This window comes from Kitasatospora sp. GP30 (genome assembly GCF_029892145.1).
Classification (GTDB): domain Bacteria; phylum Actinomycetota; class Actinomycetes; order Streptomycetales; family Streptomycetaceae; genus Kitasatospora; species Kitasatospora acidiphila.
On the sequence record NZ_JARZAH010000037.1, the window covers coordinates 26,052 to 49,294 of the forward strand.

General features: G+C 72.1%; 12 protein-coding genes. 2 read left to right on the forward strand and 10 right to left on the reverse strand.

Annotation, left to right across the window (positions count from 1 at the left end; translation table 11 throughout):
* Positions 1-55 precede the first annotated feature (55 nt).
* Complete coding sequence (locus P3T35_RS32725; RefSeq protein ID WP_101383247.1) at positions 56-1,411, reverse strand: hypothetical protein; 1,356 nt, start codon at positions 1,409-1,411, stop codon at positions 56-58.
* 121 nt (positions 1,412-1,532) lie between these two features.
* Here P3T35_RS32725 and P3T35_RS32730 point away from each other — a divergent pair, with 121 nt between their 5' ends.
* On the forward strand, positions 1,533-6,092 hold the full coding sequence (locus tag P3T35_RS32730; protein ID WP_101383248.1) for a WD40 repeat domain-containing protein: 4,560 nt from the start codon (positions 1,533-1,535) through the stop codon (positions 6,090-6,092).
* Here P3T35_RS32730 and P3T35_RS32735 read toward each other — a convergent pair whose 3' ends face one another.
* The 9 genes from P3T35_RS32735 to P3T35_RS32775 form a co-directional block, all read right to left on the reverse strand.
* A complete protein-coding gene (locus P3T35_RS32735; RefSeq protein WP_101383249.1) occupies positions 6,093-7,022 on the reverse strand; it encodes a TIGR03621 family F420-dependent LLM class oxidoreductase in 930 nt (309 codons plus the stop codon). It abuts the gene before it with no gap.
* Between the two features lie 7 nt (positions 7,023-7,029).
* Positions 7,030-10,083 carry a condensation domain-containing protein gene (locus tag P3T35_RS32740; protein ID WP_101383250.1) on the reverse strand — a complete coding sequence of 1,018 codons (3,054 nt, stop codon included), beginning with the start codon at positions 10,081-10,083 and terminating at the stop codon, positions 7,030-7,032.
* 44 nt (positions 10,084-10,127) lie between these two features.
* Positions 10,128-11,735: an amino acid adenylation domain-containing protein gene (locus P3T35_RS32745; RefSeq protein WP_101383251.1), complete on the reverse strand. Its 1,608-nt coding sequence runs from the start codon at positions 11,733-11,735 to the stop codon at positions 10,128-10,130.
* Positions 11,736-11,743: 8 nt separating this feature from the next.
* The gene (locus tag P3T35_RS32750; RefSeq protein ID WP_280708846.1) at positions 11,744-11,971 is read right to left on the reverse strand and encodes an MbtH family protein; all 228 of its coding nucleotides are present in this window, start codon (positions 11,969-11,971) and stop codon (positions 11,744-11,746) included.
* A gap of 108 nt (positions 11,972-12,079) precedes the next feature.
* Entirely contained in the window at positions 12,080-12,835 is a 756-nt protein-coding gene (locus tag P3T35_RS32755; RefSeq protein ID WP_101383253.1) for a thioesterase domain-containing protein, read from the reverse strand.
* Positions 12,832-16,020 (reverse strand): non-ribosomal peptide synthetase, encoded by a 3,189-nt coding sequence (locus P3T35_RS32760; RefSeq protein WP_101383254.1) that lies wholly within the window; start codon positions 16,018-16,020, stop codon positions 12,832-12,834. The genes P3T35_RS32755 and P3T35_RS32760 overlap by 4 nt, the downstream gene beginning before the upstream one ends.
* On the reverse strand, positions 16,017-18,113 hold the full coding sequence (locus P3T35_RS32765; RefSeq protein WP_101383255.1) for a beta-ketoacyl synthase N-terminal-like domain-containing protein: 2,097 nt from the start codon (positions 18,111-18,113) through the stop codon (positions 16,017-16,019). The genes P3T35_RS32760 and P3T35_RS32765 overlap by 4 nt, the downstream gene beginning before the upstream one ends.
* A 3-nt stretch (positions 18,114-18,116) precedes the next feature.
* The gene (locus P3T35_RS32770) at positions 18,117-21,683 is read right to left on the reverse strand and encodes a non-ribosomal peptide synthetase (RefSeq protein WP_101383256.1); all 3,567 of its coding nucleotides are present in this window, start codon (positions 21,681-21,683) and stop codon (positions 18,117-18,119) included.
* Positions 21,673-21,984: a phosphopantetheine-binding protein gene (locus P3T35_RS32775; RefSeq protein ID WP_101383257.1), complete on the reverse strand. Its 312-nt coding sequence runs from the start codon at positions 21,982-21,984 to the stop codon at positions 21,673-21,675. The genes P3T35_RS32770 and P3T35_RS32775 overlap by 11 nt, the downstream gene beginning before the upstream one ends.
* A 455-nt stretch (positions 21,985-22,439) precedes the next feature.
* Here P3T35_RS32775 and P3T35_RS32780 point away from each other — a divergent pair, with 455 nt between their 5' ends.
* Positions 22,440-23,189 (forward strand): response regulator transcription factor, encoded by a 750-nt coding sequence (locus P3T35_RS32780; RefSeq protein WP_280708852.1) that lies wholly within the window; start codon positions 22,440-22,442, stop codon positions 23,187-23,189.
* Positions 23,190-23,243 lie beyond the last annotated feature (54 nt).

Genomic DNA, 23,243 nt, shown 5'->3' on the forward strand with positions numbered 1-23,243 from the left:
GAGCCGCGACCGGGCCGGCGGAGCTCGTGGGAACTCCTCGGACGGTCCGTCCGCGCTAGGCGAGCGGGACGTGCTGGACGAATCCGGTGATCGAGTGGCCGGCGGGGTTGGCCAGGTCGGCGACGGTGATGCGCCAGGTGCCGGGGGCGGGCAGCTCGATGGTGGTGGAGTAGTGGCCGTCACTACGGTGGCGCAGGCCGCGCGGGCCCGTGCGGTCGCCGCTCTCCACGTCCTCGGCGGTGACGCCCAGGGACAGCCGCTCGTCGTCCGCGATGACCCGCACGGGGCAGCGGGCGTCGGACACCGCCTCGGGCAGGTCGAGGGAGAGTTCGAGCCCGCCGTCGAGGAAGCTCCGCGGCTGCTGGGCGGTCAGGATCGCCTCGATCTGGTTCAGCAGTGCGGGGTGGTTCTGCAAGGAGCCGTGCTGCTGGGCGAAGTAACGCACCGAGGAGTCGTCGGCGAGCCGGCTGGGGAAGCAGGAGAAGCGCGGGACGGTCCCGTCGCCGTCCCGGTCCACGCCATCGAGGTGGCGGTTCGTCAGATACCGTGCACCGTCCGGCCCCAGGGCGGCGCTCTGGCGGGTGGGCTGCCGGTAGCCGCCGAAGACGTGCACCTGGTAGGCATCGTTTGCGGCGGCCGCCAACTCGGCTCGCAAGCGGCGCGCGTCGGCTGCCAACACCGGGTCCGCGCCGGGAAGTTCGATGTGGTCGAGGCCGACGCGCGCACCGTCCGCCGCGGCCATGCAGCGCCAGTCGGGGAGCAGTTGGTGGAGTGAGGGGAGGGAGCGGGCCAGCCGGGTGACCGGTTCGGCGAGCCCGCCGAGACCGGGCAGCACGCCCGCGTTCAGCACCGCGAGCGCGTTGAGCGAGCCGCGGAACGGCGTCCCCAGGGTGATCAGAGCCCGCGCGTCGGCGTGGCCGCCGAGCACGTCCAGGTAGTAGCCGGCCACCAGGCCGCCCATCGAGTGGGCGAGAAGTACGGTCCTGGCCCCGGCGTTGCCGCTCCGCTCGCGCCAGCGGGCCAGCGCGCCCGAGACCGCGCGGTCCAACCGGTGGGCGTTGCGGCGCACCGAGAGCCGCCAGTCGTACGGGAAGGGCAGCAGGTTGCCGCCGGAGAAGTCGAAACGCCGGTTCAGGAAGTCGAGCAGGCCGGCGTAGCCGTCGATCGCGGACACCCCGGGCAGGATGTGCAGACCGGGGAGGAGCGCGACCGCCTCGACCCCGTCCTGCGGGTCCCCGTCGCCGATCCCGGGCGGCAGCGCGAGGTCGCCCAAGTCGCGCATCCCGCGCAGCGCGTGGCGGCCCATCACGGCGATGCGGCTGTTCCACACCTGACGGCCGTCCCGGACCAGCACACTGCCCATGATCCCGGGCAGCACCACGATCAGGTCGGCCACCGATGCCTTGGTCACGGCTCCCCCAGCACCCCGCAGGCCGTACAGTAGGCCCGTTCGGGAGGACCGATCCTGTCACATCGGCGAGCCGGTCAGCAGCGCCGGTGGGAGGACACGGCGACGTGGTGTGGTGCGAGTGATGCCGGGGGACGCTCGGTTCGTCACGATCGGCATGAGCAGCTACCAGGACCGGCGGTGGCGCAAGCTGACCCGGGTGCCCGAGAGCGTCGGCCGGGTCGCAGAGCTGCTGCGGTCCATCGGCCACCAGCAGGAGCTGGCCGAACTGGCCACCGGCGGACCGTGCCGGGAGATCAGCGACCGACTGGGTCGATGGCGCGGCTCCGGCGAGCAGTTGGTGCTCTACTGGACGGGCCACGGCTCGGTGGACGCGGGCCTGCACTTCCTGGTCACCGCGGACTCTCCCGCCACCGGCCTGAGTTCCTACAACGCGGTGCCGACCGAGCAACTGGCCCGGCTGCTGGCGCAGGCGGACTTCACCCAGGTGCTCTTCCTGGTCGACTGCTGCGCGAGCGGTGTGGCGGCCGCTCAGATCGCCGCCACCATCGGCGAGGTGGTCAGCCACACCAGCAGCGCTTTTCCCGACCGCCGGTTCTCGGTGATCGCCTCGGCCTGCGGCTACGAGAGCGTCGAGGAGGGCGTCTTCGCCGAGGCGCTGGACCAGGTGCTGCGCCGCGGCCCCGACGACCGGCGGTGGACCGAACACGACGAGGTGATCCGCTCCGACGACCTGGCCAGGGCGCTGTCCCAGAAGCTGGCCGTCCGCGACGGCGCGACCTCCTACCATGCGGTCGGAGCTCCGGTGCCGACGCTGCGCAACCCCCTGCACCCGGGAGCCCGGATCCCGGACGAGGACGTGGAGACCAAGCGGCAGCGGCGACTTCGCGCCGGCGACGTGGACCAGCACCTGGTGCTCTCGGCGCGCGGCATCGAAGTCGGCGAGACCGGCTGGTACTTCTGCGGGCGGGCACGGCTGCTGCGGCGCGTCCTCGGCTGGTTGGCGACCGCGGAGCGCGGACTCTTCGCCGTCACCGGCTCACCGGGCACCGGCAAGTCCGCGCTGCTCGGGCGGATCGCCACCCTGTCGGTGCCCGCGCTGCGGGCCGTCGCCGAGCGGGAAGGGGCGCTCGCGGACACCCCCGACACCCTGCTGCCGGTGCTCGGGTCTGTCGACATGGCGCTGGTCTGCCGCAACAAGACGCTGCAGGACGTGCTGCTCACCGTCACCGAGGCGCTGAAGCTGCCGATGCCCGCGAATCCCGGCCGGCTGCGGGCGGTCGACGTCGTCCACGCCGTCGGCGAGCTGGGACGGCGGATCGTGCTGGTGGTGGACGGCCTCGACGAGGCGGCGCCCTCGGAGGCCATGCTGATCGCGGCCGACCTGCTGCGGCCGCTCGCGGACCTCCCCGGAGTCCGGCTGCTGGTCGGCACCCGGCCGGGCCTGGCCGGGCTGACCTCCTCGGACGGTCAGCCGCGCCTGCTCGGCGGGCTGCTGCAGCCGCTCGCTCCGGACGAGGTCGCCGTCCTGGACAACGAACCGCAGAGCGAGCAGGACCTGACCGCCTATGCGCTCAGGCGCCTGCGCGGCGCCGGGAACCCGCAGTTGGCGGCGGACGACGGCACCGCCGAGCGCTGGGCAGGGATCGTCGCGCGGGCCAGCGCCGGGGCCTTCCTCTACGCCCGGCTGGCCACCCGGATGCTGGCCTCCGGGGCCGTCCCGCTGTCGGCCGACTCGGACGGCGGCTGGCAGAAGTACGTCACCGTCGAGAGCCTGCTGGACGGCGAGTTCCGCCGCTTCCCCGAGGCGTGGCGGGTGATCGACCTGCTGCGTCCGCTCGCCTGGGCCGAGGGGGCCGGGCTGCCGCGCCGCGACGTCTGGCCCAGGATGGCCACCGCGCTGGCGCTGAGCGGCCGTTCGTACGGCGACGAGGACATCGCCTGGCTGCTCCGACAGGCCGGGTTCTACCTGGTGGAGTCCGGTGAGTCGGGCCAGACCGTCTACCGCCTCTACCACCAGTCGCTCACCGACTACTTCCGCCGCCGCACCCCCGACGACGCCCAACTGCGCATCACCCGCGCCCTGCTGGCGGGGGTGCTCACCGACGGCCCGAAGAGCACTGACGGCCCGAAGAGCACTGACGGTCCGAAGAGCACTGACGGTCCGAACTCCTGGGCGAACGCCAATCCGTACCTCCACCAGCACCTCGCGGCACACGGGCGCGCCGCCGGCTTGCTGCCCCAACTGGTCCGCGACCGCGGCTTCCTGACCCACACCGACCCGGCCCGCACGGCCGGCGCCCTGCTGACCCTCCCCGACCGGTTCGAACTGCCCGCGGTGCGGCTCTACCTGCGGGTGGCGCACCGGCTCCAGGGACTGGCACCCGAGCAGCGGCTGCGACTGCTGCAGATGACCGCGATGACCAACGAACCCGAGCTGCTGCCCCTGCTGGGCGGGCGGACGGCGGTTCCGGTGACCGTCGTGGCGGGCTCGGCCCCGCCACGCGACTTCAGCATCAGCCTGCGCGGCCACTACGGCCCGGTCACCGCCCTGGCACGGCTGCGGCTGCCGGACGGCCGGGAGCTGCTCGCGTCGGCCGGCGGTGACAGCAGGATCAGGATCTGGGACACCGACACCGGGGAGACCGTGCTGGTCCTGGTCGGAGCGGAGGCGACGGTCACCGCGATGGCCTGCTTCAAAGACGCCCGAGGGCGTCAGCTGCTCGCGGCAGCGGCCGGATCGGTGATCCACGTGTGGTCCGTTCCGGACGGCACACCGGTCGCCCTGCTGCGCGGGCACGCCGGCCGGGTGCTCTGCCTGGCGGCCGCCGACTCCGAGCCGGGCTGGCCCGCCATGCTCGCCTCCTCCGGGAAGGACCGCCGGATCTGGCTGTGGAACCCGCGCGACTGGAGCAGCCACTCCCTTCCGCCCGACCACCTCGGCTACGTGACCGCGCTGACCTTCTGCCGCTCGACGGCCGGCGAGCGGCTGCTGCTGTCGGGCGGTGCGGACTGCACCGTGCGGGTGTGGGACCTGGACACCGGTCGGCTGACCGCCCGGCTCTACGGTCACACCGCCCCGGTGCACGCGCTCGCGGACCTCGGCACGATCCGCGGCCGCCACTACGCCGCATCGGGATCGGAGGACGGCATGGTGCGGGCGTGGGACCTCGGCGCCCTTCGCCCCGCGGCGGCCTGGCCGGGCAGGGTCGGCGCCATCCGGTCGCTGACCTGCGTTCGCGGGGCCGACGGTCTCGGCCGGGCTGACGGCCGCTTCAGGGCTGACGGCCCCTTCAGGGCCGACGGCCTCCCGGAGCTCGCGGTCGCCGGCACCGAGCCGCGGATCGCGCTCGTCGACCCGCTCAAAGGCACCCTGAGGCGACTGTTCGACAGCAGGATCGATCCGGAGGTCGAGGACGCGGCCAGCGTCCGCGCGCCGAGCGGCGCCGCCGACCTCGACCTGCGCGACTCGGCCGCCGGGCTGGAAGGCGCCGACTGCACCTATGCGCTGGTGTCGATCACGTCAGCCGGACACGTCCCGCTGATCACCTCGGGTGGTTGGGACGGGATGCTCCGGATCTGGCATCCGGCCCTCGCGGGACCGCCCCAGCCGCTGGCCCAGGACGGCCGCCGAGTCCGCCGGCTGTGCGCGGTCCGGGTGGCCGTCGACGAGTGGCGGCTGGCCATGGACTGGTCCGGGGAACTGCACCTGCTGGAGCCGGACACCGGGAGGACGCGACCACTCGACGACGCGCCCGCGGACCTCAGGGCGATCGCCGCCCTGACGACCCCGCAGGGCGTCCCACTGGTCTTCGCGGCCGGCGAGCGCGGCTTCGCCTGCTACGACGCGCGCCCGGGCGAGCCTGTCGACCCCGAACTGCTGGAGGCCCTCGCGGCCGGGAAGGGCGGCGACGTACGGTCTGTGACGACCTTTGTGGACGACTGGCGGGTCGCCGTCCTGGTGGTCAGCTACGTGCACGTGGGGCAGATCGACGTGTTCGTGTGGGAGCGGTACGGCAAGTGGCACACCAGCCTGTCAGCCCAGGACCTGCTGCCCGTGTCCGTCATCGGAGACGACGCAGCCGCGGCCGGGCTACCCGTGCCCGTGCCCGTCGTTCGGGAGGACGGCACCGTGCTGCTCGCCTTCCCGATGGGGGAGGACGGCATCTACGTCTTCGCGTTTCAGGAGGACCAGGTCGTCCCTGCCTTCGAGGAGGACCAACAGGTGTCTGCCGTCCAGGAGGACCAACCGGAGCCGATGGATGACGAGGATCTCGGCGAAGAGCCCGAGTGGATCGTGCTGCCGGCGCAGACCACCCTCCCCCCGCTGGGTGTGAAGCTCTCCAGTGGCCGGTACGCGCTGGCAGCGCCCGACTCCGAGGGCATCGCGGTGAGCCCGACCGGCTACTGGCAGCCGACCGTCCTCGGCGACAGCAGCGGGCCCTTCGACCACTGGGCCACGCTGCGTGTCGGCGGGCACGACCTGATCGTTGCCACCAGCAGTGACGGAAACCTCCGGGTCTGGAACCCCTCGTTCCCGGAGCGGTGGCCGCTGACCGTGCCTCTCCCCGGGCGGGCGACCGGGCTCAGCGTCGCCGCGCCGGATGTCGTCTATCTGCTCCTGGGCGATCGCTGGCTCGGGTTGCGGTTGACCGGGTTGGTGGAGTTCGCGCGGGTGCCGTGATCAGGTGCGGGCATCCGCGAGTTGCTCGATGACCGGCGCGAACGCCGTCATGTCCCGTTCCTGGACGCAGACGTAGGAGATACCGTAGCGCTCGCGGCGGGCCAGCAGGGTGTCGGCGATCTGGGCTGGGGTGCCGACCAGGAGGGTGGGGACTTCGAGGATCTGGTCGGCGGTGAGGTAGGGGAGGCGGCTGCGCATGGTGTGGGCGGCCGAGCGGCGGTCGTCGGTGACCACTACCGTCTGCACCAGGGTGTTGCGCTCAACAGTGGCGGCACGGGGACCCGCGTGGGTGGTGAAGTAGGCGACCCGCTCGTCCATGGCGTCGGCGTCGATGAGGCGCAGGGTGCCACGGGCGGAGTTGGGGGCGAGGGTGGCGCCGGAGAAGGAGACGATGTCGGCGTGGCGGGCGGCGAGGCGCAGCACGCGGTCGCCGTTGCCGCCGATCAGCAGCGGCGGTGGGGTGGCTGGCGTCGGGAAGCCGAGGGCGCGCGGGTCGGCGAGCAGGGCGCGCAGGCTGGTCGCGGTGTCGGCCAGGCGGTTGACCCGGGTGGCGGCGGTGCCCCACTCCAGGCCGGCCGTGTCGAACTCGGCGCGGACGTAGCCGGTGCCGAGGCCCGCCTCCACCCGGCCGCCGGTCAGCTCGTGGGCGGTGAGCAGGTCGCGGGCGAGCAGAACCGGGTTCCAGAAGGCGCTGTTGAGGACGAAGGTGGTCAGCTGCACGTGCTCGGTGGCGGCGGCCGCAGCCATCATGGCGAGGAACGGTGAGTGCACGCCGAGGTGGTCGGGGACGGCGATCACGTCATAGCCGAGGCGCTCCGCGGTGCGGCAAGTCTCAGGCCAGGACGGGCCGTTGGATGACGGGACCAGGTTGACGCCGAAGCGGAAGGGGTGGATGGGACTCGTGGGGATTGTGGCGCTTGTAGGGCTCATAGGGGGTTCAGCTCGTTTCGGTGCGGCGGAGGGTGAACACGGGCTCGCCGGAGAGGTCGTGGAAGTGGTTCAGCAAGCCGGCCAGGTCGGTGGCCAACTCGGCGGCGGCGTCGGTGTGGAGGAAGCCACTCCGGTAGGCGAGGGTGCCGAGCAGGGCGTCCGCGTGGCGGCTGAAGGTGACCGTCAGGCCGAACTTGTTGGCCGCCTCCTCCCGCAACTCATGGTCGAGTGAGGTGAGTTCTGCCTCACCGAGCGTGGTGGACCAGGCGGTGGTGCCCACGCTGTTGAGCAGGCAGTCGAGGTAGGGCGTGCGGCCTGCGGTGCGGGCGGGCCGCAGGCGGCGGACCAGCTCGTCGAACGGCGCGCTCCGGTGCTCGAAGGCGTCGATCACCTGTTCCCGGGTGGCGTGCAACAGGTCGCCCAGCGTGGTGTCGGGTGCGCAATGGGAGCGGAGCACCACGGTGTTGAGGCACGGGCCGAGCACTGCGCTGTAGTCGCCGCCGGCCCGGTCGGCGACCGGGACACCGAAGGTGAGGTCCGCCTGGCCCGACCAGCGGTGCAGGGCGGCGGCGAGCGCCGTGGCGAGCACGATGAACTGGGAAGCCTGGGCGGCCTCCTGGACTGGCTTCAAGCGCTGGGTCAGATCGGTGGCGAGTGGCAGGGCGACGCTGCCGGAGGGGGTCGCAGGCACGAGCGGGTCCGGCTTGGGGGAGAGCGGCCCGAGGGTGCTGGGAGCGCCGGTGAGGGCGGTGGACCAGTAGGCCAGGTCGGCCGCCGCTCGCTCGCGGCCGGCGTCGGACTGCTGGGCGTGCAGCAACTCCCGGTACTGGCTGGTGGGGGAGAGCAGGTCCTGCCGGTAGCAGCGGTCCAACTCGGTCAAGAGCAACGGCACCGACTCGCCGTCGAGTACCAGGTGGTGAACGCAGAGGGCGAGGATCCGCTCGCCGTCCGGCAGGGTGAACAGGCCTGCGGCGAGGAGGCGCCCGGCCGCCGGGCTGAAGTCGGTGGCGGCCTCCTCGAACCAGTCGGTGAGCCGGTCGGGGTGGTCGGCGTTCACCACCGTGAGCTCGGGTTCCCACGGTGCCCCGATCTCCTGGACCAGTCGGCCGTCCTGGTCGGTGAATCGGGTGCGCAGGATCTCGTGCCGGGCGGTGAGGCGGGCGAGCGCGGTGCGCAACCGGGCCGGCTCCAACTCGCCGCGCACCCGCCAGGAGAGCGGGATGTGGTAGCGCGCATGAGTCGGGTCGAGGCGTTCGGCGAGCCAGATGCCCTCCTGGAACCGGCTGGCGGGGAGGGTGGTGGAGTCCTGGCTTGCGTGGTCGTGGTCGTGGTCGTCGGCAGCGGCAGCGGCAGCGGCAGCGGCGGCGGCGCCAGCGTCGTCGGTGTCGTCGGCGTCGGAGCGCTTGAGGGATGCTGCGGAGGCGGCTGCGCGCTGCTGGTCGACGACTGCGGCCAGTGCACCGAGTCGCGGGTGGTCGAACAGGTCGCGGACGGTGAGCTCCACGCCCAGGCGGTCGTTGATCCGGGCCAGCAGGGTGGCCGCGATCAGTGAGTGGCCGCCGAGTTCGAAGAACGAGTCCTCCGGCAGCAGGTCGGGCACGCGCAGCACCTCGGTCCAGGCCGCGCCGACCTCGGCGAGGGTGGCGGGGGAGGCCGTCGGCGCATCTTGCTTGGTCGTGGCGTTGTTTGGGGAATCGGGTGTCGCCTGGACGGCCGGCAGCAGGGCGGCCGCCTCGGCCAGTGTGCGGTCCGGCACGGCGGCCATGTCGGCGAGCACGGTCAGGTAGTCCCGGGTCAGAGCAGTGGTCGTGGTGGCGCCGACCGAGCCGTCCGCGTCCTTCCACAGCAGCCGGGTGCCGTTGCTGCCCTTGGTCAGCATCACGGTGAGGCGGTAGTCGGGCACGTCCATCGGGTCGAGCATGCGCACCGAGCAACTACCGCGCTCACCGGCCAGCTTGAAGTCGAAGACGTCCAGGCCGTTGTCGGCAGCCGAGTCCCAGTACTGCAAGACCGCTTGGTGGGTTTGCCGGCGGCCGTCGGGGCCCAGCAGGCCGGCGCTGCGCAGAATGGCCGGTAGCGGCAGGTCGCCGTGGCGCAGGCCGGCCCGGATGGTGGTGCGCAACTCGCGCAGCAGGTCGGTGTAGCGGTCGGTGGGACGGATCCGCTGGCGGAACGGCAGCACGTTGACGAAGAAGCCGACCCGTCCCCTCAACTCCTCGGTGGACCGGCCGTGGTAGGGAGCCGAAACGATCAGGTCGGCGCTGCCGGTGTGGTGGTGCAGCGTGACGAAGAGTGCGCCGAGTAGCACGGTGAAGTAGGAGGTGGCGGTGTCCCTGGCCAGTTGGCGCAGCCGGCGAGTCAACTCGGCATCCACGGTGAGCGGATAGGGATGGGCGACGGTGTCGGCCGGGCTCGCTGTCAGGGGGCGGGCGGGCAGCAATTCGGTTGAGGTGGTGGGCAACGGGCGGGCCGGCGGCAGCTCGGCCAGCGCCTCGCGCCAGTAGGCCCGCAGTGGCTCGCCACTCTCCTCGTCGGCGGCCGCGCGGGAGCGGCGGGCGTGCTCGACCAGCGGTGCGAGGTCGTCCGCAGGAGCCAACTCCTCGCCCGCGTAGGCCCGGCGCAGGTCGTCCAGGAGCAGCGGCTGCGAGGTGCCGTCCATGGTGATGTGGTGCACGGTGACCAGCAGCACCGTCCAGTCCGGGCCGGTCAGCACCTCGAACCGGGCCAGTGGGCCGGCGGCCAGGTCGAACGGCCGCTGGGCTGCTGCGAGTTCCTCTTCGCGGGTGCCGGTCACCAAGCGCTCGGTGACCGGCACGGCGTCCGGCGCGGTGCCGGACCAGTCCAGGCACATCCCGTCGGTGCCGCGCGTCACCCGGGCACGCAGCGCGGGGTGGCGGTGCAGCAGCTTGGTGACGGCGGTGCGCAGGCGCGGCAGTTCGAGCTCACCGTCGACCAGCAGGGCGATCGGGATGATGTGCTCCCACTTGGCGGGGTCGAGCTGCCAGGTCACCCACATCGCCTCCTGGGTGACGGACAGCGGTAGCGAGCGGGACTGGTCCATGAGGTTCCTCCTGGCGGGGGTGAGTCAGCCTGGCCGGGGGTGAGTCAGCGCAACCGGTCGACGAGGGCGCGCTTGTCGGTCTTTCCGGAGGGGCTGAGCGGCAGTTCGGGCACCTGGATGAACCGACCGGGCACCATGAAGGCGGGCAGCGCCGCCCGGGCGTGCGCGGCGAGGTGATCGGCCTGGACACTGGTGCCAGCGGGGGTTTCGGCGGTGCCGGCAGTTTCAGCGGTTCCGGCGGTGCCAGCGGTGAAGAAGGCGACCAGCATCCGTTCGCCGACCCGGCTGGTGGCGGGCACCACCACCAGGTCGCCGACGCCCGGAGCCGTTCGGAGCACCGACTCGACCTCGCCGATCTCGATCCGGTAGCCGTTGATCTTCACCTGGTCGTCGGCGCGCCCGGCGTATTCGAGCACGCCGTCGGCGCGGACCAGGGCGAGGTCGCCACTGCGGTAGTAGCGGCGGGGCTCGCCGTCCGCCAGGGTCAGCACCGGGTAGCGCTCGGCGGTGAGTTCGGGGCGGTTGAGGTAGCCGATCGCCAACTGCGGCCCGGCCAGGTAGATTTCGCCGAGCTCACCGGCGGCGGCCGGCCGGCCGTCCTCGGTGAGCACGGCCACCTCGAAACCGTCCAGCGCCGGCCCGATGTTGAGGCCGGGGTCGGCGGCGCCTTCGGATACCGGAGTGCCGACCGGCACGTCGATCTCCGCCGGGAGCAGCCGTCGGCCGGTGGCGAAGACGGTGGTCTCGGTGATGCCGTACATGTTGACGAACTCGGCGCCGGTGCCGTGCGCTTGGCGCCACTCGCGGACCGCGTCCACATCCACGGCCTCGCCGCCGAAGATGACATAGCGCAGGTCGGGCAGCGGTTCGACGCCCGGGGTGGTGGTGGCGGCGCGGGAGAGGTGGCGGAAGACCGAGGGCACCTGGTTGAGCACGGTCACCCGCTCGGTGCGGAGCAGTCGCAGCAGTGCTTCGGGGGATCGGGCGGCCTCGGCGGAGACCACCACCAAGGTACCGCCGTGGGCCAGGGCGCCCCACAACTCCCAGACGGAGAAGTCGAAGCAGTAGGAGTGGAAGAGCGTCCAGACGTCGTCGGGCCCGGCCGTCACCACCTGCTCGCAGGCGTCCAGCAGCGCGGTCACATTGCGGTGCGAGACCTCGACGCCCTTGGGCGTGCCGCTGGAGCCGGAGGTGTAGATGACATAGGCGGGTGACTCCGGTGCCACCAGGGGGAGTTCGTCGCAAGCCGCTGTCTCCTCGGTCCAGAGCGCCGAGTCGATGACGAGCACTCGCCGGCCCGCCGGTGCGGCCGCCGCGCCATCGGCGTCGGTCAGCACCAGGTCCACCGCGGCGTCGTCGGCCATGTACTGCACCCGCTCGGCCGGGTAGGTCGGGTCGAGCGGCACATAGGCGCAGCCGGCCTTCAGTACGGCCAGGATCGCGACCACGACGGCATTCCCGCGCCGCAGATGCAGGCCGATCCGAGCCGGGCCCGATCCGGTCTCCCGCGTCAGCAGTGCGGCCAAGCGGTCCGACTGCTCGTCGAGTTGGCGATAGCTCAACTCCTCCTTGTCGTCCCGGACCGCCGGTGCGTCGGGCTGGTGGGCGGCCTGCCGGGCGAAGAGCTGGTGGAGGCAGAGTTCGGTGTTCATGGTGCTGATCACTCCTTGCCGGTGGTCGACTGGCGCAGGCTGAGCGGGCGCAGGTCCGTCCAGACCTCCTTGATGTGGGCCAGGCAGGCGGCCTTGTCGCCGGTGACCCCGGCGTCCTCCCAGCCGGCCGGCAGCTCCCGGCCCGCCGGCCAGACGGAGTACTGGTGCTCGTGGTTGCGGACCACGAGGTACGGGCGGTCGTCGCCGTCCTCGAACATGTGGTGTCCCTTGGTCATTGAGTCGTCGAATGCGGTTCAGCTGGGTTAGGTCAACGCCGCTGTGGCTCAGCCGAGTGAGGCCGACGCCGCTGTGGTTCAGCCGAGCTAGGCCGACGCCGCTGTGGTTCAGCCGAGTCGGGCCAACTCGGCGCCGAGGTGCGTGAGGAGTTCGGCGCCGGCGGGGCCGGTGGGTTCGGCGGGGAAGAAGTGGCCGCCGGGCAGCATCCGCAGAGTGAAGCTGTCGCTGGTGTGATCGCGCCAGGCGGCGATTTCGGGCTCGCTGCACGTGGTGTCGGCGAGGCCGCCGTAGACGCCGACCGGGATCGACAGCGGCGGACGTTCGCGATAGCGGTAGCCGTAGTCGAGTGCGAAGTCGGCGCGGATCGCGGGCAGCGCCAGCCGCAGCAAGTCCGGCCTGGCCAGCACCGCTTCGGGCGTGCCGCCGAGCGCCGTCATCACCCCGGCCAACTCGGCATCCGGCAGCTGGTGGTAGGGCAGCCCGGCACTGCCGAGCCCGGGCGCCCGGTGAGCTGCGGCGACCAGTGCGACGGGGGCGTGGGCGGCCGAGTCGCGCAACCGGTCGGCGAGTTCGAAGCCGATCACCGAGCCCAGGCTGTGGCCGAAGACGACGGTCGGCAGCGCGGGTTCGGCCAGCACCGCCTCGGCCAGCGCGTCGATCAGCGGATCCATCGCGGTGTACGGCTGCTCGCGCAACCGGGAGCCGCGTCCGGGCAGTTGCACCGCGCAGACCTCCACGCTCGACGGCAGCCGCTCGCTCCACCCCCGGTACATCGCGGCGGCGGCACCGGCACCGGGCAGGCAGAGCAGCCGCACCCGGGCGTCGGGGCGTGGCAGGAACCGCAGCAGCCAGCGGCCGTTCACCCCGTGCCCTCCTGCCGCAGGCGCTCGGCCAGCTCCCCGATGGTCGGGTGGTGGAAGAGCACGCTGACGCTGACCGTCAGTCCGGCCTCGCGGGCCCGGTGGACCACCTGGATGCTCTTCAGCGAGTCGCCGCCGATCTCGAAGAAGTCCTCGTTCACGCCGAGTTGGGGCCGGCCCAGCACCTCGGCCCAGATCCCGGCCAAGGTCCGCTCCAACTCATCGCGCGGCTCGACCAGTTGAAGCTGATCAGGATCGCTGTGGTCGGGCAGGGGCAGGGCTGCCCGGTCGACCTTGCCGCTGGAGGTGACCGGGAACCCGGGGAGCACGATCAGATGGGCGGGGACCATGTGCCGGGGCAGCTGCTCACGCAACCGCTCGCGCAGCGTCGTGATGTCGGCACCGGCCTGGCCGAGCAGCAGGTAGGCGGTGAGCGCGGGTTCGGCGCCCGTGGTGGCGGCCGGTGTGGTCGTCACCAGGGCGTCGCGCACCTCGGGCTGGGTGCGTAGGGCGTTTTCGATTTCGCCGGGTTCGATTCGGAAGCCGCGGACTTTGAGTTGGTGGTCGTTGCGGCCGAGGTAGTCGATGGTGCCGTTGGCTCGCCAGCGGACCAGGTCGCCGGTGCGGTAGAGGCGGGCGCCGGGGGAGTTGGTGGCGAAGGGGTGTGGGACGAAGCGGTCGGCGGTCAGGTCGGGGCGGTTCAGGTAGCCGCGGGCCAGGGCGACGCCGCCCAGGTAGAGTTCGCCGGCCACGCCGACCGGCACCGGGCGCAGCTCCGCGTCCAGCACGTAGACCTCAACACCCGGGATCGGCCGCCCGATCGGCACCGAGGCGTTGGGGGCCAGGTCGGGAGGGCAGGCCCACTCGGTGACCTCGATGGAGGCCTCGGTAGGGCCGTAGAAGTTGGTCAGCCGCACCGGAAGCTCGCTCAGGCAGCGCTCCACCAGCGGTGCGGGCAGCGCCTGGCCGCTGCACAGCACCCGCTGAAGGGACTTGCAGCGGTGCAGGTCGGGCTCACCGAGGAAGGCCTCCAGCATCGGCGGCACGAAGTGCACGGTGGTGACCGCCTCCTGCTCGATCAGTTCCACCAGGTACGCCGGGTCGCGGTGTCCGCCCGGGGCGGCGATCACCAGGGTCGCGCCGACGGTCAGGGGCCACAGCAGCTCCTGGACCGAGACGTCGAAGGTGTACGGCGTCTTCTGCAACACCCGGTCGTCTTGCGTGAGTTGCTGGGAGGCCTGGAGCGTCCGGATCCGGTTGGCCAGCCCTCGGTGCGGCACGCCGACCGCCTTGGGCTCGCCGGTGGAGCCGGAGGTGTGGATGACGTAGGCGAGTTCGTCCGGCTGGACCTTGGCCGGTTCGGGCATCGCCGCGTGCGGATCGGGTGCGTGCGGTTCGTTGAGCGTGTCGACTGCCAGCACCGGGACCCCGGCCGGCGCCAGCGCGGTGGCGAGTTCGGTGGTGGTCAACACGTGGGCCGCGCCGGACTGTTGCAGCAGCCGGGTCAACCGCTCCGGCGGGTCCTCGGGCGACAGCGGGAGGTATGCGCAGCCGGATCGCAGCACGGCCAGGATCGCCGGGACCAGGTCCAGCCCGCGCGGCAGGCAGAGCGCCACCACCGATCCGGGCTGCAGTGGCGCCCGCTCGGCCAGTCGGGCGGCGATCCGCCTGGTCCGCGTGGCCAGTTCGGCGTAGCTCACCTCGGTGCCTTCGAAGACCAGTGCGGTTTGCTCGGGCGTTCGAGAGATCTGACTGTCGATCAACTCATGGACTGGTCCGTCCCATGGGTGCGGATCACCGGTTCGGCTCCAGTCATGCAGGACCTGCGCGGTCTGCTGCTCGTTGAGTAGTGGCAGGTCCGTCGCCCGGGTCTGCGGTGCGGTGAGCGCGGCGTCCAGCAGGGTGCGGTACTGCTCGGCCAGTCGGGCCACGGTGGGTGCGTCGAACAGCTCGGTGCGGTAGCGGAAGGTCGCCAGTGCGCCGTCGCCGTGCGGGCGGACCTCCAGCCACAGGTCGGTGAAGGTGGTCGGTGGCCGCACCGGCAGCACCGCGACCGCCAGGCCCACCAACTCCGGTACGGTGAGCGGCTGCTGGAGAGCGAACATGACCTGGAAGAGCGGGTCGTGACTGGGCGTGCGGTCCAGCCGCAGTTCCGTCACCAACTGGTCCAGCGGCACACCCTGGTCGGCGAACGCCGCCAGCGCCGTACGCCGGGTGCGGGTCAGCAGCTCGGCGAAGCTCGGCTCGCCGGTCAGATCCAGGCGCAGCGGCAGCGTGTTGACGAACATGCCGATCAGCGGTTCCACGGCGCTGCTGGTGCGGCCGGCCGCCGGGCTGCCGATCACCAGATCTTGGGCGCCGGAGAGCCGGGAGAGCTGCACGGCGAACGCGGTGAGCAGGGTCATGAACGGCGTTGCCCGGTGCTGCCGTGCGGTGTTCAGCACGCGCTGCCACAACTCGGCGTCCAGCGGAAGGTCGTGGGTGGCACCTGCGAACCCCTGGACGGCGGGGCGCGGGTGGCTGGTCGGCAGCTCCAGCACGGTGGGTGCACCCGCCAGGCGGTCGCGCACCCGGGCGAGCGCCCGCTGCCCGTCCGGACCGAGCAGTGCGGCCCGCTCGCGTTCCGCGTACTCGCCGAACTGCATGGGCAGTTGGTCGAGTTCGGGTGCGGCGCCGCTGCGGTGGGCGTCGTAGAGCGCGCTGAGCTCCAGATAGAACCTGCCCATCGACCAGCCGTCGGACACGGTGTGGTGGCAGATCACGGCCAGCACATGGTCCTGCTCACCCAGTTGGAGCAGGCTGGTGCGGATCAGCGGTCCCTGGGCGAGATCGAACTCGTCCAGGACGTCCGCCTCGACGAGGGCGGTGGCCCGGGCGGCGCGCTCCTCGGCGGGCAGCCCACGCAGGTCGGTGAGCGGAAGGGCGAGCTTGAGGTCGGTGGCGATCTGCTGGCGGGGTTCGCCGTCCACCAGCTCGAAGGTGGTGCGCAGGCTTTCGTGCCGGTCCACCAGCTGCTGTAGTGAGCTGTGCAGGGCGTCGCGGTCCAGGGAGCCGGTCAACCGCAGGGCGGAGACCAGGTTGTAGGCACTGTTGCCGCCGGTGAAGTGGTCGAGGAACCAGAGCCGGCGCTGCGCGAACGAGGCGGGTGCGGTCCGCCGATCGGCGGGCGGGGGAGCGGTGTCCGTCACAGGGCTTCCCCAGTCGCGTGCAGGGTATCGAGCAATTCGGCGATCACCGAGGCGAGTTCGGGAACCGTGGGGTAATCGAAGACCGCTTCCAGCTCCGGCGCCACGCCGAACTCGTCCTCGACCAGCGAGATCAGCTGTACGGCGGTCAGCGAGTCGCCGCCGAGCTCGAAGAAGTCGCGGTCGGCGAAGGCGCCGCCGTCGCTGCCGGCGTCGTCGCCCAGGACCTTGGTGAAGAGCACCGAGAGGCGCTCGGTGATGGTGCCGCTCACGGGAGCGGCGGGAGCCTGAGTCTGCCCCGGAGCGGCCTGGTGGCCGGTGAACGGCTCGGGGCGGACCAGCAGTTCGCGGCGCTCGAACGGATAGGTGGGCAGCGGCACCCGGAACCGGGGAGCGGTGCCGTGCAGTCGAGCCCAGTCGACCGCGGCGCCCTGTTGCCAGTGCCGGCCCACCGTCTCGAGCAGCGCGGGGCGTTCGGCCTCCGGGGCCTGCTCAAGCCGGTCGAGGACCTCGTCGAGTTGGGCGGTCGGCTCAGCGTTGGTCACCTCGCCGTCGAGCATGGCAACCGCCTCGGCGACGGAGGCACACACCAGGTATCGCCGGTGCGCGAAGGCGTGGCGGCCGGTCTGCAGCGTCCAGGCCACATCGGCCAGTGGCAACTGCGGCTGCTGGCACAGGTGTTCGGCGAGCCGGCGGGACGCGGCGGCGAGCGCGGCAGGCGTGCGGGCGGAGAGCACCAGCAACTGGGCGCGCTGGTCCGTGACGTGGGGCACGGTCGGCGCCTCTTCGAGCACCACATGCGCATTGGTGCCGCCGATGCCGAAGGAGCTGACTCCGGCCCGGCGCGGCTCACCGGCGGTCACCCAGTCCCTTGCGTCGGTGTTCACCATGAACGGGGTGGCGGTGAAGTCGATCGCCGGGTTGGGCGCGGTGAAGTGCAGGGTGGGCGGCACGATCCGGTGTTGCAGGGCCAGCGCGGTCTTGATCAGGCCCGCCACACCGGCGGCGGTGTCGGTGTGGCCGATGTTGGTCTTGACCGAGCCCAGCAAGACCGAGCCGGCCGGCAGCCGGTCGCCGCTGCCGTCCCGGAACGCCTGGGCCAGCGCGGTGACTTCGATGGGGTCGCCGACCGGTGTCCCGGTGCCGTGTGCCTCGACGTAGGAGATGGCGCCAGGTTCCACCTCGGCTGCCAGGTGCGCCAGTTGGATCACCTCGGACTGGCCGGCGACGCTGGGCGCGGTGAACCCCGCCCGCTCATGGCCGTCGTTGTTCACGGCGGAACCGCGGATCACGGCGTGGATGTGGTCGCCGTCCTCCAGCGCGTCCTGCAGCCGGCGCAGCACCACGACACCCGCACCGTCGCCGCCCACGATCCCCTTGGCATCCGCCGAGAAGGTGCGGCAACGGCCGTCGGGCGACATCGTGCCGCCCTCCAGGTGGCGGTAGCCGGAGCGCGGCAGCCGCAGCGTCACCCCGCCGGCCAGGGCCAGGTCGCAGTCGCCGGCGAGCAGCGCCCGCCCGGCCTCGTGGACAGCGACCAGCGAGGACGAACAAGCAGTCAGCACCGCCATGCTGGGGCCGGTCAGGCCGAGCTTGTAGGAGACCCGGGTGGCCAGGTGCTCGGGTTCGTTGGAGATGGCGAGCGCGAGGTCGTCCACTCCGGGGAACCGCTCGGCCTGGGCCTGGACCAGCATCGGGTAGCCGTTGCGCCCGGCGCCCGCGTAGACGCCGACCGTGCCGGGCACGGCCCGCGGGTCGTAGCCCGCCCGCTCCAGGGCCTCCCAGGCGCACTCCAGGAAGAGGCGGTGCTGCGGGTTGAGCAACGTCGCGTCGCGGGTGGAGAACTGGAAGAAGTCGGCGTCGAACTCCCCGATGCCGTCCACGATTCCGTGCATCGGCACCTGGCGCGGGTCGTCCAGCACGGCCGGGTCGTGGCCCCACTCGGCCAACTCCTCGGCGGTGAACGGGCGCACGCAGTCCCGGCCGGCTACCAGGTTGTCCCAGTACTCCTCGGGTGTCGCGGCGCCGGGGAAGCGGCAGGCCAGGCCGACGATGGCGAGGTGGGTGTCCGTGTTGTCGTATTCGGTGGTGCTCACGTGTCAGTCCTTCCGGGTGTGCTGGGCGCGCAGCGCCTTGAGTCGGGCGGTGCCGCGGCGCAGCCGGGCGGCGGCGGGGGCGGCCGCCGCCTCGCGGATGGCGGGCGCCTGTTGGCGGGTGGCGGGCGCCGGGGAGTCGGCTGCTGCCAGATGGCGGGCCAGGGCGGCGATGGTGGGGTGCTCGAAGAGGGTGAGGACACCCAACTCGCGCGCCAACTCCCGGGCCAGCCGCTCCCGGACGCCGGCCAGCAGCAGCGAGTGGCCGCCGAGGTCGAAGAAGTTGTCCTGAGTGCCGAAGTCGCGGTGGCCCAGCGCCTCCGCCCAGACCTCGGCGATCTGCTGTTCCAGCGGAGTGAGTTGGCCGCCACCGGAGGTCGGCTGGACCACCAGCGGGGTGCCCTGGCCGGGCAGCGCGGCGCGGTCCACCTTGCCGTTGACGGTCAACGGGAGTGCGGGCAGCAGGCGGTAGTCCTGCGGGCGCATGTAGCCGGGGAGGCGGCCGGTCAACTCCTCGTGCAGCTCGGCGCGGTCGGGCGGGGTCGTCGGGTCGGCGGGCACCAGGTAGGCGGTGAGCGCCTCGCCGTCCAGACCCACCACGGCGTCGCGGACCCCGGGGTGGGTGCGTAGGGCGTTTTCGATTTCGCCGGGTTCGATTCGGAAGCCGCGGACTTTGAGTTGGTGGTCGTTGCGGCCGAGGTAGTCGATGGTGCCGTTGGCTCGCCAGCGCACGAGGTCGCCGGTGCGGTAGAGGCGGGCGCCGGGGGAGTTGGTGGCGAAGGGGTGTGGGACGAAGCGGTCGGCGGTCAGGTCGGGGCGGTTCAGGTAGCCGCGGGCCAGGGCGACGCCGCCCAGGTACAGTTCGCCGGCCACGCCGACCGGCACCGGGCGCAGCTCCGCGTCCAGCACGTAGGCGTCGACACCCGGGATCGGGCGGCCGATGTCCGGCAGGGCGCCGCGGTCGTCCGGGGTGACCGTTCCCGAGGTGGCCACCACCGTGCACTCGGTCGGGCCGTAGTTGTTCACCAGGCGGAACGGCAGCTCGCCTGCCCCGAGGCCGTGCAGGCGGTCGCCTCCGGTGAGGACGGTGCGCGGGGCGCCGGCCGGCCAGGGGGCGGTGGCCAGGCGTTCGACCAGCGGGGTGGGCGCGAAGCAGCTGGTGACCGCCCGCTCGGCCAGCCAGCCGGCCAGCTCGCGCGGGGCCAGCACGGTGGCTGCGTCCGGCACTTCGAGGGTGGCCCCGGCGGCCAGGGCCGGCCAGATCTCCCAGGCCGAGGCGTCGAAGCCGGGGGCCGCGATCAGGGTGGTCCGGTCGCCAGGGGTCAGGCCGAACTCCTGGTGGTGCCAGGCGACCAGGTTGGCCAGCGCCCGGTGGTCGATCATCACGCCCTTGGGGGTGCCGGTCGAGCCGGAGGTGTAGATGACGTAGGCGAGATCGGTGGGGGTGGGTCCGGCGGGGGCGAGGTTGTTTGGGGGTGTGGGGGGATGCGCGAGTGGGGGCGTAATACTGGGCATTATTAGTGCGTCGGCGTCGGCTGGCGCGGGGTCCGGTGCTGCGTTGGGCGCGCCCGTCCTAATGGGCATTATTAGTGCACCGTCGGCGGTTGATGCGGCGTTCGGTGCTGCTGCTGGCGGCGTAAGAATGGCCATTATTAGGACACCGTCACCGCCACCTCCGTCGCGGCCGCGACCACCGGCGACCGGCGTGACGTCCGGCGCTGTCCCCGGCGAGCCCGGCCTAATGCCCACTATTAGCGCGTCGCCGCCCGCCGGAGCAGTCAGCGCGCCCGAGCCCGCCCCCGCCCCCGACTCCCCCGTCCTAATGGGCATTATTAGATCCGGGCGGTCCGTCACCACCGCCATCGGCGCAGCCTCCGCAAGCACAGCGGCCAGCCGCCCGCGCGGGTTTGCCGGGTCCAGTGGCAGATAGGCGGCGCCACTCTTGAGGACTCCCAGCTCCGCGATCACCAGCTCTGGCCCGCGCGGCAGGCAGACGGCCACCAGGCTGCCGGGCCCGGCTCCCTCGGCGACCAGTCGGGCCGCCACCAGGCCGGCCTGCCGGTCGAGTTCGGCGTAACTGAGTTCGCTGGTCGCGGTGCGCACCGCGATGGCCGACGGCTGCGCCGCGGCCCGGCGCTCGATCAGCCGGTGCACGCAGTCGTCGACGGGCACCGGCGGGACCCCCGCAGCGGTCAGCAGTCGCCGCTCCTCCCGCGCACCCAGCACGGGCAGTTGGGCGAGCGGAGTGTCCGGCGCGGCCAACGCCGCAGTCAGCATCCGCAGATACCGCTCGCCGAGCAGATCGGCGGTCTCGGGTGCGAAGAGGTCACCGCGGTAACCCATCCAGCCTTCGGCCGCGTCGGAGCCGAACGCCACATGCAGGGTCAGCTCGAACTTGGCGGTGTCGATCCGGACCGGTACCGCGCTGGCGGCCAGCCCGCGCAGCCCGAGCTCGGGGCCGGCCTGGTCCTCGTAGGTGAAGACGCTCTGGAAGACCGGGTGGCGCGAGGTCAGCCGCTCCTCGACCAGCTCCTCCACCAGCTGCTGGAACGGCAGATCCTGGTACTCGTGGCCGGCCAGGAAGGTGTCGCGGACCTGGTGCAGCAGCTCGGCGAAGGTCGACTCGGGCCGCAGCCGGACCCGCAGCGGCAGCATGTTGACGAAGAGCCCGACCAGCCCCTCGTCCGCCAACCTCGTGCGGCCGCTCACCGGTACCCCGACCACCACCTCGTCCGTGCCGGCCAACCGGCCCAGCAACGCGGCGTAGGCGGCTAGCAGTACCACGAACCGGGTGACCCGCCTCTTGATGGCCAGCTGGCCTGCCTGTTCGGCGAGTTGGGGCGGCAGACCGAACCGACGGGCGCCGCCGGCACTGCTCGCCACCTTGGGGTGCGGCCAGTCAGTGGGCAGCTCAAGGGAGTTGGGGGCGCCATCCAACTCGCGCCGCCAGTAGGCCATTGCCACGGTGCGGCGCTCGGCGGCCGACGGCGCACGCTCGGCAGCCGCGTAGTCCCGGTAGTCATGCGCGGGTTCGGGTAGCGGGGAGGGAGACAGCGTGCCGTCGAGCGCGGCGGCGTAGTCCTCGGCCAGATCGCGTTCGACGATGCCAAGCGACCAGCCGTCCACCACGATGTGGTGGAACGACAGCACCAACACATGCTCCTGCGGCGCCAGTCGGACCAGCCCGGCGCGGAACAGCGGCCCCTCGCGGAGGTCGAACGGCGCCAGGGCGAGCCGGTCGACGGCCTCGGCCAGCGCCTGCTCCCGGGCCGGCTCCGGCAGGTCGGTCAGATCGGTGACCGGCAGCGGCACGGGTGCGGTGGCAGCCGGGATCCGCAGCACGGGTGCACCGTCGCGGAGCGGGAAGGTGGCCCGCAGCAGGCTGTGCCGCTCGGCCAGCCGCGTCACCGCCCGTTCCAGTGCCGGGAGTTCGAGCGGACCGCGCAGCCGAGTGGCCTTGGGCACGTGGTAGTCGCTGCTGTCCGGCCGCAGTTGCCAGAAGAACCACAGCCGCTGCTGGGCCGCCGAAAGCGCTGAGAACCCGGGCCGGGACTCCTGAGTGCTACCGGGCATCACTGGTCTCCAAGCCCGCAGTGTAGAGCGCGAGTTCGGCGATGGTCGGGTGCTCGAAGAAGGCCGCCAGCGGGACCTCCACGCGCAGCGCCTGCCGCATCCGGGAGATCACCTGCGAGGCGGTCAGTGAATGGCCGCCCAGCTCGAAGAAGTTGTCCTCGGCGGTGAGGCCGTCCAGGCGCAGCACGTCCTGCCAGATGCCGGTGATGGTGGCCCGCAGTTCCTCGGGCGATTTCCGGCCGGACGCGGTTTCCGTTGCCTGCTGCGGCGCATTCTCCGCCGATTGTCCTCGGCCAGTCATGGCGCGGCCTTTCTCTCGCTTCAAGGGAGTTGGTGGAAGGGCGTCAATTGGGCCCCGCCGCAATGGCCGCAGAGCGCTTTGCGGTTCTTCGCAGCGGTCCCAAGATGAACGGATCCGGAGAGCGGACGCAAGCCGTCCCACCCCTTTGTGCAGGGAGGGTTGCACCTTTGGGCAGCGGCTTGGCGGGGCGCTGGGTTGCAGGGAGGCCAGCGTTCGGCAGCCGTTCATGCCCTGCTCAGCGGCGGGATGGGCCCTCGTCGCCCCTTGGGGAAGGGCCCACTGCCCATGGGATTCCGGGGCCCCGGCCTGCCCGTTGATTGACTGTGAACGCTCGTGAACTCCCGGCTGACCGTCGGCCGTAGAACCGGATGGCGAGGCGGCGGACGACAGTGCGACGGGGAGCGGACTGGCGAGAAACTGACGGTCAGTCAGCAGGACGGGAATTGCGGCGCATAATGGGTGGTGCGGGCGGACGGCGGATCCGCCGTTCCGCCGCATCGATCGCAGGCGAATTCCTGACCGGGAAATCGCCGCCGAACCTGGCGGGGGGAACGCCGATGACCGACAAGTCCGTGAAAACCGTCACCGTGGCCGTGTTGGCGAACGATCCGGTGACCGGCGAGGGAGCCGTCTGGTGGCTCTCCGCATGCAAGGAGATCACCGCGAGTTACTGGCGGTGGGGCCAACCGGCCGACGTGCTACTGGTCTTAGCGGCCGAGGTAACCGCCGACACGCTGGCCCGGGCGGAACGGGTGCAGCATGAGACGCCCGACGGCGTGCTGCCGATGGTGCTGGTCGCGGCCGACTTCCCCGAGCAACACATCCTGCGCGCCATCGATCTGGGCCTGGTGAGCTACCTCAACCGCCAGGAGGCCGGGTTCGACGACATCAGGCGCGCCGTCCACGAGGCTGCCGCCGGGCCTCGCGACGAGTCGGCGGGCGTGCAGCAGTCCCTGATCGCCCACATCCGCGCCATCCGGGACACCGCACTGGCCCCGGCCGGCCTGAATCTGGCCGGCCTCTCGGACCGCGAGGTCGAGGTGCTGCGCTTCCTCGCCGACGGGCTGAGCACCAAGCAGATCTCCGCCAAACTGAGTTACTCGGAGCGGACGGTGAAGAGCGTGGTCCATGGCGTGGTCACGCGCTTGAACCTGCGCAACCGCACCCACGCAGTGGTCCACGCCCTGCGGACCGGGGTGATCTGACACCCACGCCGACACCAACGCCGACGTCCACATCCACGTCCGCTTTCGAGCCGA

Coding starts and splice junctions, on each gene's coding strand:
- P3T35_RS32730 (WP_101383248.1), top strand. CDS start 1,533: ATGCCGGGGGACGCTCGGTTCGTCACGATCGGCATGAGCAGCTACCAG.
- P3T35_RS32735 (WP_101383249.1), bottom strand. CDS start 7,022: ATGAGCCCTACAAGCGCCACAATCCCCACGAGTCCCATCCACCCCTTC.
- P3T35_RS32740 (WP_101383250.1), bottom strand. CDS start 10,083: ATGGACCAGTCCCGCTCGCTACCGCTGTCCGTCACCCAGGAGGCGATG.
- P3T35_RS32745 (WP_101383251.1), bottom strand. CDS start 11,735: ATGAACACCGAACTCTGCCTCCACCAGCTCTTCGCCCGGCAGGCCGCC.
- P3T35_RS32750 (WP_280708846.1), bottom strand. CDS start 11,971: ATGACCAAGGGACACCACATGTTCGAGGACGGCGACGACCGCCCGTAC.
- P3T35_RS32770 (WP_101383256.1), bottom strand. CDS start 21,683: ATGCCCGGTAGCACTCAGGAGTCCCGGCCCGGGTTCTCAGCGCTTTCG.
- P3T35_RS32775 (WP_101383257.1), bottom strand. CDS start 21,984: ATGACTGGCCGAGGACAATCGGCGGAGAATGCGCCGCAGCAGGCAACG.
- P3T35_RS32780 (WP_280708852.1), top strand. CDS start 22,440: ATGGGTGGTGCGGGCGGACGGCGGATCCGCCGTTCCGCCGCATCGATC.